Raw genomic sequence first — 24,393 nt, 5'->3', positions numbered from 1 at the left:
ATTAGAATCGAAAACAAGCCTTAGCATAAGGCCAAGGCTTGCGGATGACGATAGAGACAGCCGCTGCCACTTACTGAAGCGGACTGGCCAGCAGACTGAGCTCGGGGTTATTGTCCAAGGCTTCCTTGCAGTAGTCGCAAGTCACCTTTACCGTAATCTCGCCTTCTGAATCATACGCTATGATATCTCTGCGCTCCGCAGGGGTCAAGGAATGTAGGCCCAACTGCATTTCTGTAATATCACTTCTCTGGATGCTTCCCAGAAATGTCCGGCAGTGCCTGCATACATAGTTTATTGCCATCTATATGCCTCCTGAAGGTAGTATATTACCTTCAGTATGCCCCGCCTGATTAAGCTTTAGCCTTAGGGGGAATTATAGCCTCTAGGCAATCAGCCATTAAATTTAGCCATAGTCTGCTCAAATGTATGCTTCATACTGAACTCCAGAGCGGCACAGGTGTCTTGAATCATCGTTTCCAGCTTATCCCCATCCTTCTTAGGGAAGGTAGATAGAACATAGTCGACAATAGCAAATCCAGGCTCAGGCCGGGATATCCCCATCCGCACACGGTTGAAGGTTTGGGTTCCGGTATGCTGTATGATGGACTTAATCCCGTTATGGCCGCCGGCGCTTCCCTGGTAGCGCAGCCGGACTTTACCCATTTCCGTATCCAGATCATCATACACAACAATCATATCTTCAAGCTGTACTTTGTAATAATCCATATAGGCACGAACCGCTTCCCCGGAGAGATTCATAAAAGTCATTGGTTTGATCAGAACGGTTTTGATACCGTCAATCACACCTTCACCAATAACGGACTTACATTTGTTCTGATTAAAAACTATGCCATATTTAGCCGCCAGTTCGTCCAAAGCCATAAAGCCGACATTATGCTTCGTTTTGGCGTACTGCGGTCCGGGATTTCCGAGTCCAACTATCCATTTCATGATGCGGCTATCCTTTCCTTCTAGACACCTCTCGGCAGAGGCGTTCCGTTTTTGGTACAATAGGCGTATATTCCAAAGACAGGTGATGAAACATGCTACATCAAGGCGATATCTTAACGCTTCAGCGCCATTTCCAGTACCACATCCAACATGCTGTGCCTGTCGAGGTATATAGAGGCAACGTGCACGTTGACATCGGGATGGTGACAGCTGTGGATGAAGGTTTTGTGGAGCTTCAGGGGACCCTTTATAACCGTACCCTGTTCACCTTCGTCTCTCGTCCGGGATACTAGAGACAGCTTCTGCATTACGCCGACAAGGGTTACATCTTCCTCGCGAAAGGTGTAACCCTTTTTCTATACCCTGGGCAATCTATTCTATTTCAAACAATTTACTGATCGACAGCTCTTCATGAACGCGGATAATAGCCTCGCCCATCAGTGGAGCCACGGACAGAACCTTTAGCTTCGAGGTCGGATTGTCGCTGCGAATTGGAATGGTATCCGTCACGATAATTTCTTTGATTGGAGAGTTTTCCAAACGTTCATGTGCAGGACCTGATAATACGGGATGGGTGCAGCACGCATATACTTCCTTCACACCGCCTTCCATCAGAGCATTGGCTCCCAATACAATGGTTCCGGCTGTGTCGATGATGTCATCGATCAGAATCGCTGTTTTGCCCTCGATATTACCGATGATGTTCATAACCTCACTCACATTTGGCTCTGGACGGCGTTTGTCGATAATTGCCAGCGGCGCGTTCAAGAAATCAGCAAGCTTTCTTGCCCGCACAACACCGCCATGGTCAGGAGACACTACAACAGGATTCTGAATCTGCTTGGAGCGGAAATACTGGGCAAGAATGGGAACACCCAGGAGATGATCCACAGGAATATCGAAGAAGCCTTGAATTTGCATCGCGTGAAGGTCCATGGTAATGACGCGGTGTGCCCCTGCTTTTTCAATCAGGTTCGCTACCAGCTTGGCCGTTATCGGATCGCGGGAACGGGCTTTACGGTCTTGACGTGCGTAGCCATAGTACGGAATAACCACATTGATACTCTTCGCGGAGGCGCGCTTGAGGGCGTCGACCATAACCAGAAGCTCCATAAGATTATCATTAACCGGACCACACGTGGACTGTACGATATATACGTGACAGCCACGAACGCTCTCTGACAGCTTAACCTGAATCTCTCCGTCGCTGAAGCTGGTCGTGTGGGATTCTCCCATGGGTATGCCGATGTAGTCGGCAATTTGACTGGCCAGCTTAGGATTGGAATTGCAGGTAAAAATCTTTAGTTTGGAATCGCAATAAGTCATAAAATATAAACCCTCCGTGACGGAATTTAACTTCCAAGTGAGCGCCGGCGCGGATTTGCGGGTCCGACCGGCGCCTTGGCTTCTAGCGCTCTACGATGGACTCGGACTGGCCTTTCTTGGCTTTGGCCCGGGCACGGATCTTCTCGGCATACCCTGGCTTGTTCTCCTGCCTTACTCTGGCAATAGCCAGATCATTCTCTGAAACTGAACGGGTAATGGTCGACCCGGCAACGACAAATGCACCTTTGCCCACAGTAACCGGAGCTACAAGGTTCACATTACTCCCGATAAAGGCATCATCGCCAATCTCGGTTCTGGATTTATTGTAGCCGTCATAGTTAACGGTAATTGCACCGCAGCCCACATTTACATTCTTGCCAACCGTCGCATCGCCGATATAGCTTAAATGTGAGACTTTCGAGCCATCCCCAATACTGGCATTCTTAATTTCCACAAAATCACCGATTTTAACCTCTTCCCCAAGCACAGCACCTGGCCGCAAATAGGCAAAAGGCCCAACAGAGGTTCTTGCTCCGACCTGGGCCTGATTCAGCACGGAGTGCTTCACTTCAGCACCATCCATCACCACGCAGTCCTCAATCTCACTGGAAGGCCCGATGATGCAGTCCTCCCCGATGACCGTCTTCCCTTTCAGGGTAGTTCCCGGATAGAGTGTGGTATCTGCTCCGATGATCACATCGGCTGCGATATAGGTGGAAGCAGGATCAATAATGGTTACCCCGTTCAGCATGTGCTGACGGTTGATGCGCTGGCGCATCAGACCTTCTGCTTCCGACAAGGCCAAACGGTCATTAACGCCAATAGACTCCGCAGCATCATGAGCCTGATATCCCAGTACGATATCCCCCTGTGCCCGGAGTATGCCGATAACATCGGTTAAATAATATTCCTGCTGGTTATTGCTGTTCGTAACCTTCTCCAAAGCTGCAAACAGCTTCGTGTTATCAAAACAATAAGTCCCCGTGTTGATCTCATTTACAGCAGTTTCCTCCGGAGAGCAATCCTTCTGCTCCACGATCTTCAGTACGCCGCCATCCTTACCTCGAATAATCCTTCCATAGCCTGCAGGCTGCTCCATGACAGCTGTAAGTACGGTTGCAGCCGCATTCTGGCCCTCATGCAGAGCCATAAGCCCCTCCAGCGTTTCCGCTGTCACGAGCGGTGTATCTCCGCAGATTACAACTGTTGTGCCTGTTTCACCGCCGAGAAGGTCTTTAGCCTGCTTCACGGCATGGCCTGTACCCAACTGCGTTTCCTGAAGCACATATTCTGCATTCTGGCCCACATAGGCTTTTACCTTCTCCGCACCGTGTCCGACAACTACAACGGTGCGCTGGCATCCGGTCGCTTTTACTGTATCAAGTACATGCCCTACCATCGGTTTGCCGCAGACGGGGTGCAGCACTTTGTATAATTTAGATTTCATGCGCTTGCCTTGACCTGCAGCAAGTACAACAGCCATTCTTTTCAAGAATGCCAACCCCCTACTTCTTTAGCTCACTACTGAATATATCTCATTCCGGGCAAAAAGAAAAGAGAACCATGAAGGCATGGTTCCCTTTTCTTCGAACCCCAATAAAAAAACGGCATGGCCTTAAGCCGCCCAAGTAAGGGCAGCCGTCCTTCAGAGTAAGCGACTGGCTTATGCTCCCTCTTCAATGACCTCTTCTTCTTCAGTAGCGGCGCGATCATACTCGGCCAGAACCGCGGATTGAATCTTCTCGCGTGTTCCCGAAGAAATCGGGTGTGCGATATCGCGGAATTCCCCATCCGGTGTACGCTTGCTGGGCATTGCAACGAACATCCCGTTATTACCGTCGATGACGCGAATGTCATGAACAACAAACTCGTTATCGATTGTAATGGATGCGATTGCTTTCATTCTCCCCTCAGAGTTAACGCGGCGGAGTCTGACATCCGTAATTTGCATGTGTGTGTTCACCACCTTTTTCCATCAGAGACTTGGTGTATAATTCCACACAGCAATGCGAATTCCTTCTTTTGGATTCCATAAAATGTCTGATGAAGAAGATTATTTTTGCCATACCATCGTTTTCGACACATTTCGTGAAGTTCTCTGTGTTTTCCTCACGGATTCGACATTTTAGCCAGTCTTATAGATATTAGGTTTACTCTGCCAATCAAGCGAAAAAATAATTCCCCGGATGTGCAGAGATCCGCCGTTCCTTAGAATCCACTTCACTTAACTTCACCAGGGATACATAGTCATGGAGCAGGCGCTCCTCGGTTTCAACAGCTCCGGATTCAACCAGCACACCTACACCGGCAACCTCAGCATTGAATTCACCCAGAAGATCGACCATGCCGCGTACGGTTCCACCCGCCTTCATGAAGTCATCCACAATCAGCACCCTCGACTTCTCCCTCAGCGCCCGTCTGGACAGCGACATCGTATGTATGCTTTTATGCGATCCCGAGACATAATTGATGCTTACTGCAGAGCCCTCCGTCACCTGATGGTCGCGGCGTACCAGCACTACCGGAAGTCCCAGCTGCGCGGCCGTGGCATAAGCCAGGGGAATACCTTTGGTCTCTACTGTCATTACCACGTCAATCTCTACACCATAGAAGGCTGTGGCGATAATCTTGCCGGCCTGCTCCATCAGAGACGGAAGCCCAAGCAGATCAGACATATACAAATATCCGCCAGGCAGTATACGGTCACTTTGTTCAAGCTGGCTGCATAGGCCGTCTACGAAGGCTAGCGCTATGTCTGTAGGCATCCTCGGAATATAGCGCACACCACCCGCCGCACCAGCGAGTGTCTGCAATTCCCCCATGCCTTCTCCTTCAAATACCTCTTTTATAATAGCCAAATCTTCACTTACAGATGACTTCGCCGCTCCGTACCGGTCAGCAAATGTTGATAGCGGAAGAAGAACATGCGGTTTTTCAAGCAAAAATTGGGTCATGTCTACCAAACGTTGGCTTCTTTTAAGTTTTTTCACGGAATGCTCCTCGCCAAAACCGAATATTATTAAAAATAATATCACTTTTGTACGGATTTACACAAGCATGGGGATCCATTCGACCACCGTCAGACAGCGTTTACTTAGTTCAGCGAACGCACAGCGTATACTTCCTTGCAAAATCCGCGCAGCCCATTGTAAATTCTGGCTACCTTCGATTGTTTTGACACCAGGCCAAATACCGTTGGCCCGCTGCCAGACATAAGTACGCCATCTGCACCCAGCTTCACCATAGCGTCCTTCAACTGCTGCACCTCCGGATGCAGCTTCAGCGTGACATCCTCCAGTACGTTACCGAGCCCTGCGCAGACAGCTGCGAAATCGCCTGCGGCGATCGCCTCCTGCATCCGGGAAGCGGATGGATGCACAGCGATGTTGTTCGCGCGCACGCGTCCGTACACCTCAGCCGTCGATACATTAATCGGCGGCTTGGCCAGGACGACCCAGCACTGCGGCGGACTTGGAATGGGAGTCAGCCGCTCGCCTCTGCCCGTTGCCAGGGCAGTGCCGCCTGTGACGCAGAACGGGACGTCCGAGCCCAGCTCGGCGCCCAGTTCCTGCAGCTCCTGCGCCGGAATGCCGAGGCGCCAGAGCCGGTTCAAGCCGCGCAGCGTTGCCGCGGCGTCACTACTGCCGCCGGCGAGGCCTGCAGCCACAGGGATTCTTTTGTCCAAATGGATGTGCACACCGCTTCTCACGTTATAGCGGTCTTTAATAAGCCTTGCCGCCTGGAAGGCCAGGTTCTTCTCGTCCAGCGGAATATATCCGGCCTGGCTCGAGATAATAATAGAATCCCGTTTCAGCTCAGACAGCTCCAAGCGGTCCGCCAAATCGACCATAGTCATAATCATTTCAACTTCATGAAAGCCATCCGCGCGTTTATGCAGCACATCCAGCATCAGATTGATTTTTGCTGGCGCTTTTTCATACATTTTCAAGGCGTTCACCCACCCTCAGCTTTTCCCGTAAAAACAACTTAACATATTATATGAGAAACTCGTAACGAAGTCCATCCAGTAGAAAAGGTTTGTCGTCCTTTTTTTACATTTTATCAAAAGTTCAGTACATACCGAAAAGGCACTGCCGTCGTGGCAGCACCCCTCGCTGAGTTGTTCCTGCAAGTCCTAATACGATTTGCGTGCGGCCTCCTCAGCCAGCTGAATGGCTCTTTTAACCATATTCCCGGCATCTTTCGCCCGAATTCCGCCCCAGCCATCACGTTCTACCGTCTCATAAAAACCCAGTTCCTTGGCCAGCTCCGTCTTCAATTCCTCTGACATCATGCCCCGTTTTCTGCGGCTCATTAACGAAATCCCTCCTTAAAATGATGGATGACGAGATTGTTGCTGCTTTAGTATGCTGCCAAGACCGGATGGCCATTCAGCCAAAAACAACAAAAAGCAGCCTCCCCTGCGGGAGACTGCCCATAAACCGTTAAGCTTTAATATACATAATCCGCATCTGCCCATCATCTTCACAAACTGTGATTTCCACAGATTCAGTGAGGATATCGGCATAGCTGTAGGAGACTCGCTTGAAGGTTTGCTGCTCCTGATCCAGTTTGACAATAAATACAGAAGGGTACGTTTCTTCCAGGACACCGGTGCGTTCAACGGTTTTACGACGGCCACCGTTTGCACGCAACGTGATCTTATGACCGACGTGAGCTTCGAGACTGCGTTTAATTTCCAACAGCGCGTTATTAGCCATTGCCTGACGACCACCTCTTTCCTTGTCCATTATACAACTTTCCACCTTCATTGTCAAATCAAATAAATAATTATAGATGATGGTAAAAATGTTGTCAACGGAATTTTTTTAGCGTAGAGCAACGCTGACATTAAATCCTTGTTAGCCGTAATATCAGAGTCTAATATTCAATAAGCAAAAAACACCGTAAACAAAAAAACCCCACAAAAGTGGGGCTTAAGTGGGGATTTCTGAAATGTCTGTTCTCATATCCTGCGGCTACATCATCACCGATGGTGCTACCTTTAGAGTAGATAGATTCTGCAGGCGCGGCATTCCGATACGGAAGCTGCCGCGGGTCTCGATTCCGCCCATGCCCTGGCTGCCGCTGATGGTATTATTCAGCACATCCCCCAGACTGACGGAATCCCGGATGGAAGTAAAAGATGCCTTTGCCGCTATATAGACCGGATCCAAAGCATGAATCAGAATTCTTCCGGGCGAGCTGGCAAAGTTGGCCCCCGCACCTAGCAGTGCCTCGAAATGGGACTGGCAGGCTCCTGCCACAATAGTCAGCGTATCAAAATTCCGCTCATATTCCCTCGCAACCCTAATGGCCGCTACGAAGTTCTGCGAATTTTTGTAACTATTCAGGCTGTAGAGATCATAAGTATGCTGCTGTTTGAGTACTCCGTCATGACCGGTAATGACAACAATATCCGGACGTACATGCGGCAACAGCCGGTACAGCGTTTCGGCCATCTTTGATTCATGAATATGATGACCTTCAGCGGGGATCCGCAGCTGCTCGTATAGATTAAGGCTCTTCTTCAAATACAGTGCATCACCATCCAGGTGCAGCACCTTTCCCGGCACCTCGAAGTAGGCCAGCTCCTTGGGAGACTGGGGCCATACTCCGGAGATACTCTCTCCGCTGCGCTGGCTCTGCTCCTGCCGGTCTTTACGCAGCCGGGTCAGGGATTCAGTAGCTTTAATCTGCGCCTGTTGTCCCCGCTCGGTAATACGGGTAGGAGGCACCTGCACCAAGTCTTCCAAAGGCGCATCCGCCAGCAGGCGAAATTCGGTACCTTTGATGACGGCCCCGTTCTGCACGATATTCTCCACCCGGAACGTTACATCGCCACCATAAGATTTGCGAACGACCAAGTCTCCTAAATTCATTTCAAACACCACCTCTACCCCATCGTATGGGCAAAGACCCTGGTTGGTTCTTAATCGGCTGTGATTTGAAACATAAGAAAGGCATCAGGCTGTTTTTTCATGCTTAAACGATTCCAGCAGCAAGCAGTACGGCGCTTAGCCGGGCATACTCCTCCAGGCTGAGTGTTTCTCCGCGGCGGCTTGGCTCGATTCCAGCCTCAGCCAGCAGAGACTCCAGACGTTCACGCCCCTCTTCCGGAAAGAACCGGGCTTTGAGATTATTGGCAATGGTTTTGCGCCGCTGGGTGAAGGAAGCTTGTACAACCTCAAAGAAATGCTTCTCGTCTGCAACCTCTACCGGGGGACGCTCTCTCACCTTGAGACGGATCACGGCGGACTCCACGTTCGGTTGAGGAATGAATACCGTACGCGGCACTATGCAGACCAGTTCGGGTTCACTATAATACTGAACAGCGATGCTAAGGCTGCCATATTCCTTCCCGCCAGGTGAAGCTGCCATACGTTCGGCAACCTCCTTTTGAATCATCACCACGATATTATCAAGCGGCAGTTTTTCTTCAAGCAGCTTCATGAGAATTGGAGTAGTTACATAGTACGGCAAATTGGCAACTACACTAACTCTTTCCACAGCCGCAAAATCCTCAGCAAATAATTCCTGCAAATTCACTTTCAACACATCATCGTTCCGGATTTTGACATGCGGGTAAGAGGCAAGAACATCCCGAAGTATCGGGATCAGCCGCCGGTCAATCTCTACGGCTGTCACCACTCCAGCGGACATCGCCAGCCTCTCGGTCAAAGCGCCAATGCCTGGTCCAATCTCTAGTGCACCTGCTGCCTGATCCAGGCCTGCAGCATCTACAATCTTGTCCAGTATATTCTGGTCAATCAGAAAGTTCTGGCCCAAGCTTTTCTTAAACGAGAACCCGTAACGCTGGATAATTTCCTTAGTGCGTACCGGGGATGAGATATGATTGTTGCCACTCATGAGGTAATGCCTCCCTGATCAATTTGCGCGAGAGCATTTACAAATTCCTCTCGTGATATTCCAAACATCGCCAGCCGCTTGTATAGCTGCTTGCCGTTACAGTAGCCGATCCCCAGCAAATTGCCCAACTCCATTCTCCGCTCCGCTGCCCGGGGATGCACCATCATCCCTGCAGCCATCAGATCCTCCAACCCAATCAGGGCCGGGGCGCCTTCAAAGGAAGTATGAACATGCTCAAGCGCGTGACGAATAGCCTCCGGAGAAGCATTTTCAACTCCGATGTCACCTTTGCGGGTAGCATCTTTTTCAGGAATGAACGCATGCTTGCAGCCTGGCACCTTGGAAGACACAATCTTCCGGATCCGTTCCCCGGCGTGATCAGGATCAGTTAGAATAATGACCCCTCTGCGCTCCATGGCCAGCGCAATCCTGGCGATCACTTTGCGGTCAACTGCTGAACCGCCTGTTTCAATGGTATCCGCATCTACAGCACGCTTAACCGCAACTGTATCGCTTTTACCTTCCACAACGATTAATTCCTTGATCATTTTACAAAACTCCTTACTCTGCAACGCAAAAAGAAGAGGATTCGCTCCCCTTCTTATTGGCTAAAGAATGTATAAGTGATGAGCGGCAGCTCTGTAATTCCGTAACAGTCTTAAGTGCTACCCTCACTATATCTTATAAAACGCTAATTTGCAAAAATCTGCTGCTTAATTCAGCTCTGGCTTCACAGGTCCAATCACATAAATCGTACGCGATTTACGGCCGAAGTTACGGGCATGGCTCAGTGAATCATAATAGACATCTACCTTGTTGCCTTTAATGGCACCGCCGGTATCCTCTGCACGGCGAAACCCAAGTCCCTCAATATACACCCACCAGCCAATAGGTATTACGTCTGGATCTACAGCGATGGTCCTACCTTCCGTTACGCGTGTGCCGGAAGCCGTACGGGTTCCAATACCAGGCTCTTCAGATGAATAAGCTGTCATGGATACATTTTTAATTACTTTTTTGTACTCGAAATCCATACCTGCCTTGCTGGCAACATTGTTGCTGTTCGCTCTGACTTTAGATGATTTAGTGGTAGTGGTTGAATTGGAAGTTGCAGTAGTAGCTACAGCAGCCTTGGGAAGTGCTTTGGTACCAATAGCAATGATCTTGTCTTTGGTAACTGCCTGTACTTCCTTGCCCACCATACGCATAGATGCCAGCTCGCCATCTTGATAGATTTTCTCAATATGCTGGACCATTACGCCGGGTTTGCCTGCTTGTGCAACTCTTACAGTTCCCTTGGTCAGGGAGGGGTCTGCGGTCTTAATTACTCGGAAAGGCAAATTCGTTGTCCGCTGTACCACTTGCTTGTTGATTCGGACAATTTTGATTTCCATGTCGGCAGAAACTGCAGTGTTGAGCGAAGGATAAATCTTATCGTAGCTTTCCAGGCTGACGCCCAGTTTGTCAATCGCCTGACCGATGGTATCCTCGGTCGTGTACAGCGTTTGGGTTGTTCCATCCGCAGTAAGCTTAAGGGCCTGCGCACGGTTGATTACGACGCGGTCGCCGTCTTTTATTTCATCACTAAGGCCAATGGATAAAGCATCATGCGGCTGAAGCGAAATTTGTTCCTTTGCCAGCACATCGCTGAGCAGCGCATCCCGCGTCTCCAGCGTTTGTACCTTTCCGTCTATTACTAAAGTTATTTCTTTAATGCTTTGACCGTGTACGTACAGCAGAATTACCAGCGCGATAACAATTGATGCCGCGCCTGCAAGCGAAAGTACGCGAGGATTCACTTGCTTCCACCGTAATGCGAAAGACCTGCTGGATGATTGCGAATCATGGGATACTTCTGGTTGGAATACGCCCATTCTCTCCATCCTCCTTACATAGCCCCGTCGTCCAAGTTGTATAGCAAAGGTGACTTTATCACTTCTGACGAAACTAGGTTTGAGATTGCACAGGATACGCCCGCATTGCTTTAGCGTTTCCTGCTCATGGATCGCCTGCTCGGCATAGCTACTCCAGACATCTGTTATATAACAGTATGCTGGGAACATCCGCATTATTCAAAAAACAAAAAAAGCCCAAAAGAGTTCACAGAGGACTCTTTCGTGGCTCTCCGGGTGTCAGAATACGCGGGAATGTTTATGCACGAGGTTTCCTCTCTTACTTGCGCTTACGGGGTTAGCTGTCGGGTTCGGGCATAAGAGAGACGCCCTATCTCAGGTCACCCGCTCACGGCGGTTGCCCTCAAATTCACCCCAAAGACCACGTGAAGAAATCAAATAAAGTCTGCGGCATTTCTATGTTGTACTCTATGTACGGACATGCGGCAGATCATTATTGGTTCCCCCGTTCTCCATACGGAGACTCAGCGAGACGATCCATGAAATTGTGACTGTCACAGTAACAACAGCTCACTTCACTGAAAAGATGATATCCTGTTTTGATGCATGTTGTAAAGCACGATTCAACCACGTTTACGTAAAAAAATCATTAAAATATTGTAATAATCAGCCGTTTCTTTATTAAAAAAGTTTAATATATCGGCTATACTTCTTTTTTCACCTGTTTTTCTCCCGTTTTCAGACAATTCCAAATCGTTCCAGCGCGTTCGCATACGTAATTTCAGCCAATTCCTGTAAATCAATCCCTTTTATTTCCGCTGCTGCCTCGGCGACAAGCTTCACATGAGCACTCTCATTTCGCTTCCCGCGGAAGGGGTGAGGCGTCAGATATGGGGAGTCGGTTTCGATCAAAAGCCGGTCCATTGGAGTCTGAGCAAGCACCTCTTTAGGCACCCTGGCATTCTTGAAAGTCACAGGCCCGCCGAAGGATAAATGAAAGCCTAGATCAAGACACATTTTGGCCGTTTCCCAACTCCCGGAAAAGGAGTGCATGACACCGCCAATTTCACTTGCCTTCTCCTCCCGCAAAATTCGTACCACATCCTCATGGGCATCACGATTATGAATACAGATAGGCATTTTTAGTTCCCGTGCCATACCAATCTGTTTGCGGAATACCTCATGCTGTACCTCTTTGGGTGAGGTATCCCAGTAGTAATCAAGTCCAATTTCTCCGATAGCCACCACCTTTTTATGGCTGCACAGAGAGGCGATCCAGTCCATATCCTCCTCTTTCATGTCAATGGCGTCCACGGGGTGCCAGCCAACTGCTGCATAAATATAATCATACGATTCTGCCAATTTCATTGTCGTTGGAATCGTTTCCCGGTTAAATCCGATGTTAATCATCTTGCTGACACCAGCCTCTAACGCGCGGGCAATAACCTGCTCACGGTCCTCGTCGAATTGCGGTGCATCCAGATGAGTATGTGTGTCGAATAAGCGCATGCTGTATCGTCCCTTCGGTCTTGTTTTCTATGATGAATTCCAGAAATTTTTGTATTATTTTGCAAAGATCATAGCGATAGAGTCCGGCAGCTGTGTAAGCACATTTTGCAGCTTGTCCTGTGGAAAATAAAGGTGATACCGTCCGCGGTGAATGCCGCTGATTGAGCGGACTATATCCGATACTTCAGAGATTTCCCGCAATTTGTCATGCCGGTCCAGCAGCAAAATTTGTTTGCTGTCAAAGCCCTGTCCCGGACGGAAAACATCATAGGGGAGATCTGTCGGATAATCAATTTCCAGGTCGTAATCAGGAAGCAGCCCGGCACCGGCAAAACTGCGGCGGATTTCGTCAATCGTCTCCGAATCGAGATGGTCCATCTCCACATATTTATACAGTTTACGATGAATAAATCGGCTGCACAAGTCAGCTAACGTTTCATCGGATTCCAGCGTCCACTGCATAAAGGCAGTCTGGACCAAGGCTTCATCCAGCAGTAAATACTGTTCTACATTAATCTCTCCACAAAATAAATCACGGAGTGGATTGATCATAAAGCGGAAGGAGTAACCCTCCTGGAGAAGCTCTTTCGCCCTGCGGAAAATCTGGCGCAAAATAATCTCCGAACTGCGCGTAACCGGGTGAAAGTATACCTGCCAATACATCTGGTACCGTGACATCAGATAATCCTCAATGGCATGCATGCCTGATTCCTTTACGACAACCCTCCCATTATAAGGACGCAGCATTCTTAGAATACGGTCAATATCGATGGTTCCATAGTTCACTCCGGTGTAGTAAGCATCCCGCAACAAATAATCCATGCGATCCGCATCCAGAGGACCGGACACCAGGTTGACCACGATTTCATGCTCATATGTTTTGGCAATTACAGAGGCAACCTTGCGCGGGAAATCCTCACTCACATCCCGCAGTATAGCAGTGATTTCCGTATTCTCCTGTATTATTCTGCAGGTCCAATCCTCGTGGTTCATTTCAAAAGCTTCTTCTATTGAATGGGAGAACGGCCCATGTCCCAAATCATGTAAGAGCGCTGCACATAATGTGAGCAGACTCTCCTCCGGCATCCAATCCTTGTACCCGCTTCGTTCAAACTGGGAGATGATTCGCCGTGTAATTTCATAAACGCCCAGGGAGTGGGAAAAACGGCTATGCTCTGCTCCGTGGAAGGTTAGATAAGAGGTACCAAGCTGGCGAATGCGACGCAAACGCTGAAATTCGCTGGTATTAATCAATCGCCAGATGATCGTATCCTGAACATGAATATAGTTGTGTACCGGGTCTTTAAAAACCTTCTCTTCTGTCAGCGGTTGCTTCATAAGTTCAACTCCTTTGAATAATAATAATAGAAATCAGTTGAAACAAAGGTTATAATAGTAGATAATGTCGCACTTTGTCGAACCGTGACGTTTTATAGATTTACAAATCGACAAACTAATTTTTAGCAATTTTCATACGATTTGCGTTATTTATAAGCGTCACAAAAGTTTTTATCAAAATACCCTTGAAATCACCCGTAAAAAAGGTTGACTGTTTTGGGAATGGTTGGTATTATAAATATCATAAAACGGTGAACATTGTCGAATAATGACGCTTTTGAACATTGAGAGGAGCAACGATTGCAATGATGAAATCAACAGGTATAGTTAGAAAAGTAGATGAGCTAGGACGGGTTGTTATTCCAATTGAATTGCGCCGTACACTGGGCATCGGAGAAAAGGATGCGCTCGAAATTTACGTGGACGGTGAGCGGATCATGCTTAAGAAATATGAGCCTGCTTGCATATTCTGTGGCAATGCTGAAAACGTAACCTATTTCAAAGGAAAAATTGTTTGTCACGAATGCATTTCTGCCATCCCTACCCCTGTGACAAATTAAAACAAATAGGTTATAATAAGAACTAATCAAATTGTTAATTCTAACCTTTTTATATCTCCTTGGCCTCCCGTTATGCGGGAGGTATTTTTTTGCTCTTTTCCCTTCCTAAGGTTTACCCTCCAAACACTCCCTACAGGGAGAGCCCCAAGGGCCCCGGCCCTCTGGACACCCGGAAAGTTGTCTGATCGTGTGGCTGCGCGTAAAAGAGTATCGGTTGATGGTAGACCGGCCCTCTTTCGGGCAAGCCCTCGGGGCCTTGTCATGCGAAGGGTTTCGCCATAGGCTATTACCTCCTATAGCGGCTGCGCAAGGCGCTCCCGGGTAACGTGCGGTGCTGCAAGCCGCTCTCCCTGCGGGAATTGCTTGGCTACACTATACCCATATATATACTCCAAATTCCCCCGTTGCCATATATATAAATGTTGAAACTACATTTACAACTAATATAAGGAACTCCTCATCAATATTTCCTTACTCTCTTTCCAGTAGAGCATTATAAATATCCCGTTTGGCTAACCCACGATCTGATGCTGCTTTTTTCATAGCGTCCTTACGTGTCAGACCGGAAGTTTCATAGTGGGCTACATGCTCCTCAATACTGAGTTCACGCCACCAGGAAGATTCGGCGAGCTTGGCCTCCTCTTTGCTCTCCCCCTCCAGCACAATTACGTACTCACCAAGCGGTGGATGATCTGACAACCAAACCACACATTCTTCAATAGTTCCGCGCAGGAACTCCTCATATCTTTTTGTCAATTCACGGGCGAGTACAACCTGGCGGTTACCGAAGGCCTCCTGCAGGTGAGCCAATGTTTTTGCTACACGGTGCGGTGATTCATAGAACAATAGGGTGCCTTGCGCTGAACGGAGCGCCGACAGCACGGTGCGAATATCCTTACGCTCCCTTGGCAGGAACCCGATGAAGGTGAAGCTGTTAGTAGGCAAGCCTGAAGCAATCAAAGCAGACAGCGCCGCATTTGCTCCGGGGATCGGAACCACGGGAATCCCGTGGCTGACCGCAAGCGCTACGAGATCGGCTCCAGGGTCGGAAATGGCCGGCAGACCGGCGTCGCTGACCAGTGCCAGATTTTTACCTTCTATTATATAGCGGATAAGCTCTGGTCCACTGGCCGCCTTATTATGCTCATGATAACTGAACAGCATCGAAGGTGTGATTTCGAAGTGGCTTAGCAATTTGCGGGTCTGTCTCGTATCCTCGGCGGCGATAATATCGCATTCCTGCAGCGTACGCACAGCACGATACGTCATATCCTCCAAGTTGCCAATGGGAGTCGCTACCAGATACAGGGAACCCGTTCCTTTTTGCTGATCTATATTCCTGTTTTGAAAGCTGCTTTGACACGAGATCGTCATGATTTACCCTCTTTAGCTCCATAGTAGATATCCAGAATTTCCGGACAATATTGATTGTCCTCATTATATACGATCAATGGGGGTTGTAAACGTACCTCAGGCTTACCATCCCGCGCCGCCTCGATTAATACCATATTAGCCTCCAGATGGGCACGCGGATGAACAAAACGGATCAGCTTCGGTTCCAGCCGGTATTGTCTCATCAGACTGATGATATCCACCAGACGCTGTGGCTTATGAACCATGCTTACCTTTCCACCAGTGCGGACAAGCCGTACACAGGCCTGAACGACCTCCTCAAGAGTGCAGCCCAGCTCGTGGCGGGCCATAGCCTGATGAGTATTCAGTTTAAGGTCACTCCCGTTCAGCGGCATATAGGGCGGGTTAACGGTTATCGCATCATACACGCCGTATCCTGCCGTATGGTGCAGCTCACGTAAATCCCCCTCATGTATAATTACCCGATCCTCCAGCCCGTTCATCGCTACGCTTCGACGAGCCATATCTGCCAGACGCGGCTGAATCTCAATACCTTCTATAGTGGCCTTGGTACGTGTCGTAAGAAGCATCGGGATCACGCCATTGCCTGTACACAGATCCAGTACCTTGCCACGCGGCGGTACACTGGCGAATCTTGCAAGCAACACTGCATCCATTGAAAAGCTGAACACCTCGTCGCTCTGAATAATCTTTAAATCATGTGTCAGTAAATCATCTACCCGCTCTGCGCCATACAAAGGAACCGGCACATCGTTAAAAGAATTCGTCATAGTGTTCTCCTAAAAGTTTTGCTTAAGTATATACTTCATGAATTGTCTTCGAAACAAAATTTGCTTCGGAAGCATACACTCTGCTAAATTCAAAAAAAACCGTAGGCGTAAATCTCCTACGGCTGGATTTGCTCATTTATTAAGAAACGAAAGACAGAACAGGCAGTCACCCTCTGTACGTAAATGCCCGAAATAGACATTGCAGATATGAAAACCTTCATGATAGAGCCGTGCCAGATTGTCATAGCCTTCCCCGACAACCTCCTCTGCTCCCTCACTTGCGGCCAAAAGAGCCTCTGCTTCAGCAGAATGGGCAGCAGGGTCCAAAGGCGCCTCCCGCTTCAATATTTTACGAAGCTGTTCATTCTCCAGACTTAGCCTTTGATTGGCTTCCATTAATTCCTTAACCGTCTGCTTCCAATCTCCGAGACTTGCGCGCATGTTTTCCATCTGCGCTTCCATCTCCTGCATGTGTGCAAATATATTTATCTTCTCCAAGTTTCCACCCCGAAAGTAACCTTATATGGTTTACTTGACGACAACATCATCCATTGGAAGTTCTTTAACTTTGCCCACTTCGAACAACTGTACATGAACTGTACGGCTTCCGGCATTAATACCAACCACCTTACCGTCACCCAGTGAGGTTACGACTAGCTTGCCTACCGCTGGCATTTCTTCCTTCGTGCTTTCGTAATTATCATGCTCAAATTTCAAGCAACACATGAGTCTTCCACAAAGACCCGAGATCTTTGTTGGGTTTAGTGAGAGATTTTGGTCCTTAGCCATCTTTATGGATACAGGCTCGAAATCTCCAAGCCAGGAGGAGCAGCAAAGTACCCGACCACAAGGCCCTAACCCACCGAGCATCTTAGCCTCATCACGCACCCCGATCTGCCGCAGCTCAATGCGGGTACGGAAGATGCTTGCCAGATCCTTGACCAACTCACGAAAATCAACCCGGCCTTCAGCAGTAAAATAAAAAATAATCTTATTGCGGTCAAACGTAAATTCCACATCCACAAGCTTCATTTTGAGGCCATGATCGCGGATTTTATTTAAACAGGTGGTAAAAGCATCCTTTGCAGCACCTTTATTCTCTTCCACCACGCGTGCGTCCGTTTCTCCGGCAATCCGCATGACTTTTTTGAGAGGCAACACCACATCCGCTTCCTGCACCTCTTTTTTTCCAACGACAACTTTACCGTACTCGACACCTCTTGCTGTCTCCACAATCACACATTGATCCCGTTCAATCGGAAAATCGAGCGGATCAAAGTAATATATTTTACCCGCTTTTTTAAAGCGGACACCTACTACGCTGTACAAAAATTAACCCCCTTGTTTGCCGGTAAAAGGAACCCTTAAGCAAGTCCGCTCCCTGGTGATCCATGCTTGTCCTTCCTCATCCGTTAAACCCATACTTCCAGGCTGAAGCGTTGATCCGGAGGATATATCAAAACTAACCCATTAACTTTCCAATCGGATTAGGAACTGTTCCAGACACAACTGAGCATTGGCATTGGATCGCAGCTTACGCTTGCTCTCTGCAGCAAATTCCATATAGGCCACCCATTGTTCCGTACTCCGCTGACGGGCATGTCTGGAAATAAAGTCTAACTGATCTATGAAAACGATACTTTCGTGCTTTCGGTACAGGAAGTAAAGCATATCTTTGAACCATAAGTGGAACATGCTGAACAGGATATCCAAATGTTCACTGAGTCCGGTCTTGAACAGCTTCTGCCCGGCGGTTGCTACCGCGGAGCTGCCCTTGCCCAAAGACTCCTTCGCTAATTGTAACACTAGATTTCTCATTTCTGCAAACCAATTCTGTGCCAAAAGTTCCCTGCAACCATCAAGTCCCGAAGTCAGTGATACCGCACATCGTGCCAGTGGCACCGGAACCCCTTCACTGGACAGCGCCTGAAGCATAATATCCGGATGCAGAGGGCTAAATGGAATGCGCTGCGTTCTTGACTGGATTGTCGGCAGCAGGGAACTGCTGTTGTCGGAAATCAGAATGCCCACCGCAGGTGCCGGGGGCTCCTCTAAAAACTTAAGCAGACTGTTTGCGGCCTGAACCGTCATTTTGTCCGCTCCTTCTATAATATACACCTTAGGGTTAACACCCTCTGAGCGGTATGAGAACATGCGCTGCAGCTCGCGGATCTGATCAATTTTGATGCTTGCTCCATCAGGCTTAAGCAGAGATAAATCCGGATGGTTGCCATGTTCTACCTTACGGCATTCCAGACATTCTCCGCACGCATCATCTTTACTGGTGGTACAAAATATAGCTTGGGCGAACATCAACGCCGTCTTCATTTGACCACTTCCGGGTGATCCTGTGAACAAATAGGCATGGCTTACTGCATCCTTGCGTAATGCATTTTGAAGCAGGCGTTTGGCATCCTCCTGGCCTAATATATCATGAAAAGACATACATTCCTCCAAGTCTTTTAAAAAGAAAGGTTGATCAGCAAACCTCGAATTTCTCCGACACGCCCCAGCAAATCTATACGGCCCTGCTCACTCTCCAGCAGTTCATCAGCCATATTTAACAGAGCGGCATCTATTTCCTCGAGCAGTTTATAACGTTTCCCCCGCCCTCGGCGGTCCCAGCCCTTGGTTTCCTTTAGAATAACGCCCCTTCGGGCGGTTTCTTCCAGGAACTTTTTGATCATATTCCGGTATATGGCAAGTTCCCGAACCGTCATGGATTTGGCAAGCCGGTCTCCCTGCTGCTGAATATCCTTGATCTTTTGGTTCAGCTCATCTATTGTTTTTTGTTCACCTTGCTGCTGAAATATATCGGTAAAGGTTTTCTGCTGAACGGGCCTCCCCGCTCCAGCTGTCGGCAGCTCACTTTTTAAGGGCCTGTAGCCGGGATTGATTTTCAAAGGTTCCACCACCCCTTTACGGAGAATTTATTTATACTATGCTCAATAATGCTCAAAACGATCGACAGGAAGTACAAATACGGTAGCCCCGCCAACTTGAACCTCTACGGGAAGCGGTAAATAGGAATCTGTCGTACCGCTCATTGGAGTCACTGGGGTGACAAGCTGTTCACGTACCTTGCAACTGTTACGAATAACAGTTAATACAGCTTCCACCTGAGAGTCGTCAACGCCAATCATAAATGTAGTGTTGCCTGCCCGTAGAAATCCGCCTGTACTGGCCAGCTTCGTTGCACGAAAGTTTGCTTTGACTAGTTCACTCGACAACCGGTTGCTGTCTTTATCCTGGATAATTGCAATGATCAGATTCATCTTCGCTATCCCTCCTAAAAGTTTTGTGAGCTTGGCTTCATACATTAACTTCGTACGAATACCAGCTTCGATAGCATATGCTTAGTTTGGTACACTTCCTTTAATTAGACAAAACGTCCTAAAAATCCTTTAATATTCGTTCTTTCAGTATACGGACAATATCTTGCTCCACCATGTGAATGGGACGGTTGGCATCAAGCACCACGATCCGTTCAGGATCAGACTTTATGACTTGGCAATATCCATCCCTAACCCTTTGATGAAAAGCCAAACTCTCCAAGTCGAGACGGTTCACTTCCCGTTCCTCATTGGCAGCAATCCGTGACAACCCTACTTCCGGGTCCACATCAAGATAAAACGTGAGATCCGGGGTACGTCCGCTGGTCGCAAATTGATTAATTTTCCTTACCTCTTCGATACCCAATCCTCTGGCATAGCCCTGATAAACCAGACTGCTGTCAACAAAACGGTCACATAGCACGGTAAGTCCTTCTTTAAGCGCCGGCTCGACCACTTCCGCCAAATGCTGGCTTCGGGATGCTGCATATAGCAGCGCTTCCGTACGTGCATCCATCGCAGTATGCGCCGGATCGAGAATTATGGAACGGATTTTCTCAGCAATTTCAATGCCGCCGGGTTCGCGGGTAATCAGGTAAGGCATGGAATGATTCTGCAGGTAGGCCGCTACTCTGCCCAGAACTGTTGTTTTTCCAGAGCCATCGCCTCCCTCCAGAGTAATAAAGAAACCTTCTTGTACCACTTATGCGTCTCCGCCCTTCTTAATGTTGTAAACCAGAATTTGTTGTAAAGCCGGATCCGCACAGGCCTGGAATTTGGCTCCCCCCTGGCTGAGGCCGATTAGCCGGTTGCAGATATCTTCGCTTATCTCTTCTCCTGGATATAGAAGTGGAATCCCAGGGGGATAGGGTATCACCATTTCCGCTGACATTCTACCCGTACTATATTCAAGCCCTATACTTTCGGTTTCCAATGGATTCACTGGTTTCATCGAAAATAACACAGGGCTGGAAATTATATCATTCGTAAAATTGTTCCACGTGGAATTTTTTGCGGAATCAGGAACCACCCCAGCTACTGACTCGGCAGGCAGGCATTCCGTTGAAAATCCCTGCCTAGTTGTATCTTCATGCAGGTTTACCGTCACATCTGCTGTCTCCTCGGCTATCTCCCGCAACGCAGCCAGCAGCAGCCCTGTATCCTCCGCATTCGAGCCAAGGCTGAAGGCAAGCACCACGTGCCGGTCGTCACTCATCTCCGGCACGATACCCTTCTCTTCGAGCCTGCGCTGCAGCTCGAAGCCCCCCAGGACCCCGACGGCGTCATATATGACCGCCTTGAAGGGGTCCTGGGTGCTGTATGCCGCCACGCTCTGCGGCGGCATATCAGCTGCGGCGCCAGTACCCGCGGCGCCGCAGCCGGGCTGCAGCGGCTCTGCCGGCTGCAGCAGCCCGTAGCGCGGCAGCGAAGCCAGGCCGCGCCGCAGTACATCCACGGCGGCGAGTCCCGCCGTGAAGGCCCCGGCCCGCTGGCTATGCACCAGCCGGCGGGCCAGATCGAGCGAAGCCATCACGGGGTATGATGGGCTGGAGCTCTGAACCATGGCGAGCCGCTGCCGCAGCAGCGCGCGGTCGAGCCATGGCCCTTGCACATGCAGCATGGCGCCCATGGTCAGCGCCGACAGCATCTTGTGCGTGGACTGCACCACACCGTCCGCGCCACACACCAGCGCCCCCGCTGGCAGCGCAGGGTGCTGTCCGTAATGCGCCCCGTGTGCTTCATCCACCAGCAGCGGAACACCGCTGTCGTGGCAGGCCTGTGCGAGGGGCGCAAGATCACTGCCCATGCCATAGTAATTTGGCATGGTGACCAGGACGGCAGCGGCCTCAGGGTAGGCTGCAAGGGCATTCTGAATCGTCTGAACCGCAGGAGCAACCATAAGGCCGCTGTGCCAATCCATCTGTGGCTCCACAAAAACAGCACGAACCCCAGCCAGCATCAAACCATGGATAACCGACTTGTGAACATTCCGCTGAAGGATAAGTGTCATTCCAGGCTCAGGGCATACCGTAAGGATCAACGCCAAATTACCGGCAGTACTGCCCCCAACCAGAAAAAAGCTCTCCTCGGCCCCAAAACAATCCGCCGCCAGCTCCTGTGCTTCCTGAATTACTCCTTCGGGATGATGAAGATCATCGGTTCCGGTAATCTCAGTTACATCGTACCTCATCACCTCTCTTAAGAAACCGGCACTTTCTTGCCCTCGATAGGCATCTCCGTTCTTATGTCCAGGTACATGATACGAGATATTACCCTTTACTCTATATTGTTCCAGCATTTCATATACAGGTGCCCTGCCAGGCTCTAGTCTGTCCATCTTTTCTTCCTTCCCTGGGGGTTACCTTCTATTTTAACGCAAATATGCCCATACGCCTATATTTCGACCAAAAAGCTTAATCACATAACAAAACAGCTCCTCCCGCCAAAAAATCAGGTGAAGCCGTTAGATTGGTAATTCTTAATGGTGCAGGTATTAATTCGGTCTATTATCTAATTCTCTACTATTCATCCAAGCCTACCACATACTTTGTTCACGCATTCTTTTGCAGATCGATCTTCTTCATCCGTCCTACGAAAAAGCGGTATTTGGCGTCTTCAGCCTCGGTGCGTACCATCTCAGCCTCACAATCCTCGCAAATGAAATGCGAGACAATCACGATTCCTTCTTCTTTCATCTGCCCGCAGATGATGCAGGCTTGCTCGGTTTGCTGTTCCATTACCATCCCACCTTGACTCTTTTAAGAACAGTATGATACACTTTCTATCATTTTAAACCTTTTCATAGATTTTTCCTATCCTGCATTGGCTTAAAATATATGTATTCATCAGCCGCCCAAACGGTGATTATGCCTAAGTGAGTTTAATAAAACGTCTTCACCCGCCGATATTAGTATCATAAGGACTTGTGAGGAGGTCAGCGCTTTCTTATGGAAGCAAACAACAAAGGCTCGGCTACATTCTACCAGTACAAACTAATCAAAAAAATCAATACTTCTGCCGCTTGGCTGCGTGTCTATATGGCGCTCCCCATTATCTGTGTGGTATTTGAGACCATTTTCCTTTCTTGGTGGAGCATCCTGTTTATGATCATAGCCGCACCCGTCGTTCTGTGGATTCAGTATGTAATCTCACGTTCTGTTCTGCTAATTTCTGGCCATCCCATTGCTAAGCGGTGGAAAATGTCCCTCCGCCTGCCATGGCCCGGATATATGCCCGACCAATACATCAACTACGGTATTTTTCGCAAAGTACAACTTCATAACTTCTGGATTGGCCTTTCCATCACCGCACTCTTTATCGTCTGGGCGCCTTTAGCCTTCACTGTGTCTTTGGCAGTATTTCATCTATGGGTACTCTTACCCCGGTTGTATATACTATTCCGCTTACACCGCGAACAAAAAGACGGTATGTTGAAGTTTACCCCAGCCGATGCCTCCTATTATTCGCAATAGAAATAACATTTATATATACATACGGCAAAGGCCACTACATTCTCAGCAAAAATAACCGCCATCCATAGCAGGATGGCGGTTATTTACTTTGTCTTTAGTCCTTTAATTGAGGCCTTCTTCTCCTTCGGAATCATGACAATGAAATAACCATTATGCACGGTTAAGTGTACAATCACTCCATCCTTCTGATAAACCCGGGAATTTGTCGAATCCTCTTCCTTTTGCTCTTCCCATCCCCAAGCTTCTATGGCCTTTCGGTAAGGTTCCGGTACACCTTCCTTCTCCTTAAGATCAGGCATAGAATACCGGACATAATCCATAGCTACATTACTAGTTGTCCGGTCCGTAGAATTAGCTTCCTTAGGAACAGGAAAACCCTTTTCGTTAAGAGCCCCTTCAAAGGTGTCCCAGGCCGGCTCTTTTGTTCCACAACCAACCAGCATTACACCAACTATACAAAGAATGAATACTATCCATAATGGTCGGGTTCGCTTCATACCTAAATCCTCCTTACCACTGCCATGCATCTAAAGACATAAGAAAATTAAATGCTAGGATTTATCAGTAGTCCATTCGTATTAAGGAAGTGCTTAATATTTGCACTTTTCTATTATACTTGGAACAGAAAGTTCGTCGGTAACAAAAATGTCACTCAATTGAAAGCGTTTTATTTATTTTTTTGTACTTAAACCACAACATCTTATATGGATAAAACAACAAAAAAGCCATTGTCGATGACTCAACAATGGCTTCATGTGCTTGGCGGCGTCCTACTCTCCCAGGACCCTTCGGTCCAAGTACCATCGGCGCTGGAGGGCTTAACGGTCGTGTTCGGGATGGGTACGCGTGGAACCCCTCCGCTATCGCCACCAAACGGGCATTTACAGCGTAAATGCTTCAGGAACCTTCATTCCTGAAAACTGAATCCGAAACGAATCTGCGTTTTATGATTTGGATAAGCCCTCGACCGATTAGTATTGGTCAGCTCCATGCATTGCTGCACTTCCACCTCCAACCTATCTACCTCGTCGTCTTCA

The 24,393-nt window shown here is 48.6% G+C and carries 29 protein-coding genes, 2 rRNA genes and 1 riboswitch; of the genes, 3 read left to right on the top strand and 28 right to left on the bottom strand.

Translation table 11 applies throughout. The features are described from left to right. Window positions 1-70: 70 nt before the first annotated feature. Both fin and pth read right to left on the bottom strand, forming a co-directional pair. Entirely contained in the window at window positions 71-301 is a 231-nt protein-coding gene (gene fin, locus A3844_RS20625; protein ID WP_074086922.1) for an anti-sigma-F factor Fin, read from the bottom strand. A gap of 89 nt (window positions 302-390) precedes the next feature. Next, window positions 391-951: an aminoacyl-tRNA hydrolase gene (pth, locus tag A3844_RS20620; protein ID WP_074086921.1), complete on the bottom strand. Its 561-nt coding sequence runs from the start codon at window positions 949-951 to the stop codon at window positions 391-393. A gap of 92 nt (window positions 952-1,043) precedes the next feature. Between pth and A3844_RS20615 the strand changes: the two genes are divergently transcribed. Beyond that, window positions 1,044-1,244 (top strand): hypothetical protein, encoded by a 201-nt coding sequence (locus tag A3844_RS20615; protein WP_074086920.1) that lies wholly within the window; start codon window positions 1,044-1,046, stop codon window positions 1,242-1,244. A gap of 79 nt (window positions 1,245-1,323) precedes the next feature. Here the strand turns inward: A3844_RS20615 and A3844_RS20610 are convergent, their stop codons facing one another. From A3844_RS20610 to A3844_RS20550, 13 genes are all read right to left on the bottom strand, one after another. Beyond that, window positions 1,324-2,277 carry a ribose-phosphate diphosphokinase gene (locus A3844_RS20610; RefSeq protein WP_054944031.1) on the bottom strand — a complete coding sequence of 318 codons (954 nt, stop codon included), beginning with the start codon at window positions 2,275-2,277 and terminating at the stop codon, window positions 1,324-1,326. Between the two features lie 82 nt (window positions 2,278-2,359). Continuing rightward, complete coding sequence (gene glmU / locus A3844_RS20605) at window positions 2,360-3,769, bottom strand: bifunctional UDP-N-acetylglucosamine diphosphorylase/glucosamine-1-phosphate N-acetyltransferase GlmU (RefSeq protein ID WP_074108339.1); 1,410 nt, start codon at window positions 3,767-3,769, stop codon at window positions 2,360-2,362. Window positions 3,770-3,940: 171 nt separating this feature from the next. Then, window positions 3,941-4,228 carry a septation regulator SpoVG gene (gene spoVG / locus A3844_RS20600; protein ID WP_020425826.1) on the bottom strand — a complete coding sequence of 96 codons (288 nt, stop codon included), beginning with the start codon at window positions 4,226-4,228 and terminating at the stop codon, window positions 3,941-3,943. Window positions 4,229-4,439: 211 nt separating this feature from the next. Then, the gene (gene purR / locus A3844_RS20595; protein ID WP_074086918.1) at window positions 4,440-5,267 is read right to left on the bottom strand and encodes a pur operon repressor; all 828 of its coding nucleotides are present in this window, start codon (window positions 5,265-5,267) and stop codon (window positions 4,440-4,442) included. Window positions 5,268-5,371: 104 nt separating this feature from the next. Next, entirely contained in the window at window positions 5,372-6,226 is an 855-nt protein-coding gene (ispE, locus tag A3844_RS20590; protein WP_074086917.1) for a 4-(cytidine 5'-diphospho)-2-C-methyl-D-erythritol kinase, read from the bottom strand. Between the two features lie 186 nt (window positions 6,227-6,412). After that, complete coding sequence (locus tag A3844_RS20585) at window positions 6,413-6,592, bottom strand: small, acid-soluble spore protein, alpha/beta type (RefSeq protein ID WP_074086916.1); 180 nt, start codon at window positions 6,590-6,592, stop codon at window positions 6,413-6,415. A 130-nt stretch (window positions 6,593-6,722) separates the two neighbouring features. Next, the gene (gene veg, locus A3844_RS20580; RefSeq protein WP_019914493.1) at window positions 6,723-6,998 is read right to left on the bottom strand and encodes a biofilm formation stimulator Veg; all 276 of its coding nucleotides are present in this window, start codon (window positions 6,996-6,998) and stop codon (window positions 6,723-6,725) included. Window positions 6,999-7,256: 258 nt separating this feature from the next. Beyond that, the gene (gene yabG, locus A3844_RS20575) at window positions 7,257-8,159 is read right to left on the bottom strand and encodes a sporulation peptidase YabG (protein WP_074086915.1); all 903 of its coding nucleotides are present in this window, start codon (window positions 8,157-8,159) and stop codon (window positions 7,257-7,259) included. A 103-nt stretch (window positions 8,160-8,262) separates the two neighbouring features. Beyond that, window positions 8,263-9,147 carry a 16S rRNA (adenine(1518)-N(6)/adenine(1519)-N(6))-dimethyltransferase RsmA gene (gene rsmA / locus A3844_RS20570; protein WP_074102228.1) on the bottom strand — a complete coding sequence of 295 codons (885 nt, stop codon included), beginning with the start codon at window positions 9,145-9,147 and terminating at the stop codon, window positions 8,263-8,265. Further along, entirely contained in the window at window positions 9,144-9,695 is a 552-nt protein-coding gene (rnmV, locus tag A3844_RS20565; protein WP_074086913.1) for a ribonuclease M5, read from the bottom strand. The genes rsmA and rnmV overlap by 4 nt, the downstream gene beginning before the upstream one ends. Window positions 9,696-9,860: 165 nt before the next feature. Continuing rightward, window positions 9,861-11,021 (bottom strand): 3D domain-containing protein, encoded by a 1,161-nt coding sequence (locus A3844_RS20560; RefSeq protein ID WP_074102227.1) that lies wholly within the window; start codon window positions 11,019-11,021, stop codon window positions 9,861-9,863. 290 nt (window positions 11,022-11,311) lie between these two features. Continuing rightward, a riboswitch (cyclic di-AMP (ydaO/yuaA leader) is annotated at window positions 11,312-11,540 on the bottom strand. A gap of 198 nt (window positions 11,541-11,738) precedes the next feature. Then, the gene (locus A3844_RS20555; RefSeq protein WP_074086911.1) at window positions 11,739-12,509 is read right to left on the bottom strand and encodes a TatD family hydrolase; all 771 of its coding nucleotides are present in this window, start codon (window positions 12,507-12,509) and stop codon (window positions 11,739-11,741) included. A gap of 54 nt (window positions 12,510-12,563) precedes the next feature. Next, window positions 12,564-13,847: an HD domain-containing protein gene (locus tag A3844_RS20550; protein ID WP_074108338.1), complete on the bottom strand. Its 1,284-nt coding sequence runs from the start codon at window positions 13,845-13,847 to the stop codon at window positions 12,564-12,566. Window positions 13,848-14,152: 305 nt separating this feature from the next. On the opposite strand from A3844_RS20550, the gene A3844_RS20545 reads away from it, so the two are divergent. Then, window positions 14,153-14,407 carry an AbrB/MazE/SpoVT family DNA-binding domain-containing protein gene (locus A3844_RS20545; protein ID WP_019914502.1) on the top strand — a complete coding sequence of 85 codons (255 nt, stop codon included), beginning with the start codon at window positions 14,153-14,155 and terminating at the stop codon, window positions 14,405-14,407. Window positions 14,408-14,878: 471 nt separating this feature from the next. On the opposite strand, the gene rsmI is transcribed toward A3844_RS20545, so the two are convergent. From rsmI to A3844_RS20490, 10 genes are all read right to left on the bottom strand, one after another. Next, a complete protein-coding gene (gene rsmI, locus A3844_RS20535; protein WP_074108336.1) occupies window positions 14,879-15,781 on the bottom strand; it encodes a 16S rRNA (cytidine(1402)-2'-O)-methyltransferase in 903 nt (300 codons plus the stop codon). Next, window positions 15,778-16,551: a tRNA1(Val) (adenine(37)-N6)-methyltransferase gene (locus A3844_RS20530; RefSeq protein WP_074102224.1), complete on the bottom strand. Its 774-nt coding sequence runs from the start codon at window positions 16,549-16,551 to the stop codon at window positions 15,778-15,780. The genes rsmI and A3844_RS20530 overlap by 4 nt, the downstream gene beginning before the upstream one ends. A 132-nt stretch (window positions 16,552-16,683) precedes the next feature. Then, window positions 16,684-17,049 carry an initiation-control protein YabA gene (locus A3844_RS20525; protein WP_074086907.1) on the bottom strand — a complete coding sequence of 122 codons (366 nt, stop codon included), beginning with the start codon at window positions 17,047-17,049 and terminating at the stop codon, window positions 16,684-16,686. A 30-nt stretch (window positions 17,050-17,079) separates the two neighbouring features. Further along, window positions 17,080-17,880: a PSP1 domain-containing protein gene (locus tag A3844_RS20520; protein ID WP_074086906.1), complete on the bottom strand. Its 801-nt coding sequence runs from the start codon at window positions 17,878-17,880 to the stop codon at window positions 17,080-17,082. Between the two features lie 141 nt (window positions 17,881-18,021). After that, the gene (gene holB / locus A3844_RS20515) at window positions 18,022-18,996 is read right to left on the bottom strand and encodes a DNA polymerase III subunit delta' (RefSeq protein WP_074086905.1); all 975 of its coding nucleotides are present in this window, start codon (window positions 18,994-18,996) and stop codon (window positions 18,022-18,024) included. Window positions 18,997-19,013: 17 nt separating this feature from the next. Further along, window positions 19,014-19,454, bottom strand: a complete 441-nt coding sequence (locus A3844_RS20510; protein ID WP_074086904.1) for a YaaR family protein — start codon at window positions 19,452-19,454, stop codon at window positions 19,014-19,016. Window positions 19,455-19,496: 42 nt separating this feature from the next. After that, window positions 19,497-19,826, bottom strand: a complete 330-nt coding sequence (locus A3844_RS20505) for a cyclic-di-AMP receptor (protein WP_020427905.1) — start codon at window positions 19,824-19,826, stop codon at window positions 19,497-19,499. Window positions 19,827-19,944: 118 nt separating this feature from the next. Further along, window positions 19,945-20,586 carry a dTMP kinase gene (gene tmk / locus A3844_RS20500; protein ID WP_074102223.1) on the bottom strand — a complete coding sequence of 214 codons (642 nt, stop codon included), beginning with the start codon at window positions 20,584-20,586 and terminating at the stop codon, window positions 19,945-19,947. Then, a complete protein-coding gene (locus A3844_RS20495; RefSeq protein ID WP_074108335.1) occupies window positions 20,587-22,221 on the bottom strand; it encodes an aminotransferase class I/II-fold pyridoxal phosphate-dependent enzyme in 1,635 nt (544 codons plus the stop codon). A gap of 214 nt (window positions 22,222-22,435) precedes the next feature. After that, the gene (locus A3844_RS20490) at window positions 22,436-22,621 is read right to left on the bottom strand and encodes a sigma factor G inhibitor Gin (RefSeq protein ID WP_020427902.1); all 186 of its coding nucleotides are present in this window, start codon (window positions 22,619-22,621) and stop codon (window positions 22,436-22,438) included. 210 nt (window positions 22,622-22,831) lie between these two features. On the opposite strand from A3844_RS20490, the gene A3844_RS20485 reads away from it, so the two are divergent. Beyond that, window positions 22,832-23,356, top strand: a complete 525-nt coding sequence (locus tag A3844_RS20485; RefSeq protein WP_074086901.1) for a hypothetical protein — start codon at window positions 22,832-22,834, stop codon at window positions 23,354-23,356. A gap of 83 nt (window positions 23,357-23,439) precedes the next feature. Here A3844_RS20485 and A3844_RS20480 read toward each other — a convergent pair whose 3' ends face one another. The 3 genes from A3844_RS20480 to A3844_RS20470 form a co-directional block, all read right to left on the bottom strand. Then, entirely contained in the window at window positions 23,440-23,853 is a 414-nt protein-coding gene (locus A3844_RS20480; protein ID WP_074086900.1) for a hypothetical protein, read from the bottom strand. Between the two features lie 260 nt (window positions 23,854-24,113). Continuing rightward, window positions 24,114-24,230, bottom strand: a 5S ribosomal RNA gene (gene rrf, locus A3844_RS20475). Window positions 24,231-24,307: 77 nt separating this feature from the next. Next, window positions 24,308-24,393, bottom strand: a 23S ribosomal RNA gene (locus A3844_RS20470); the annotation flags it as partial.

Origin of the sequence: Paenibacillus helianthi, assembly GCF_001909055.1 — a bacterium.
Lineage (GTDB): Bacteria > Bacillota > Bacilli > Paenibacillales > Paenibacillaceae > Paenibacillus_AQ > Paenibacillus_AQ helianthi.
The sequence above is the reverse complement of the archived record's forward strand: the minus strand, read 5'-3'. Positions and strand labels throughout refer to the sequence as shown.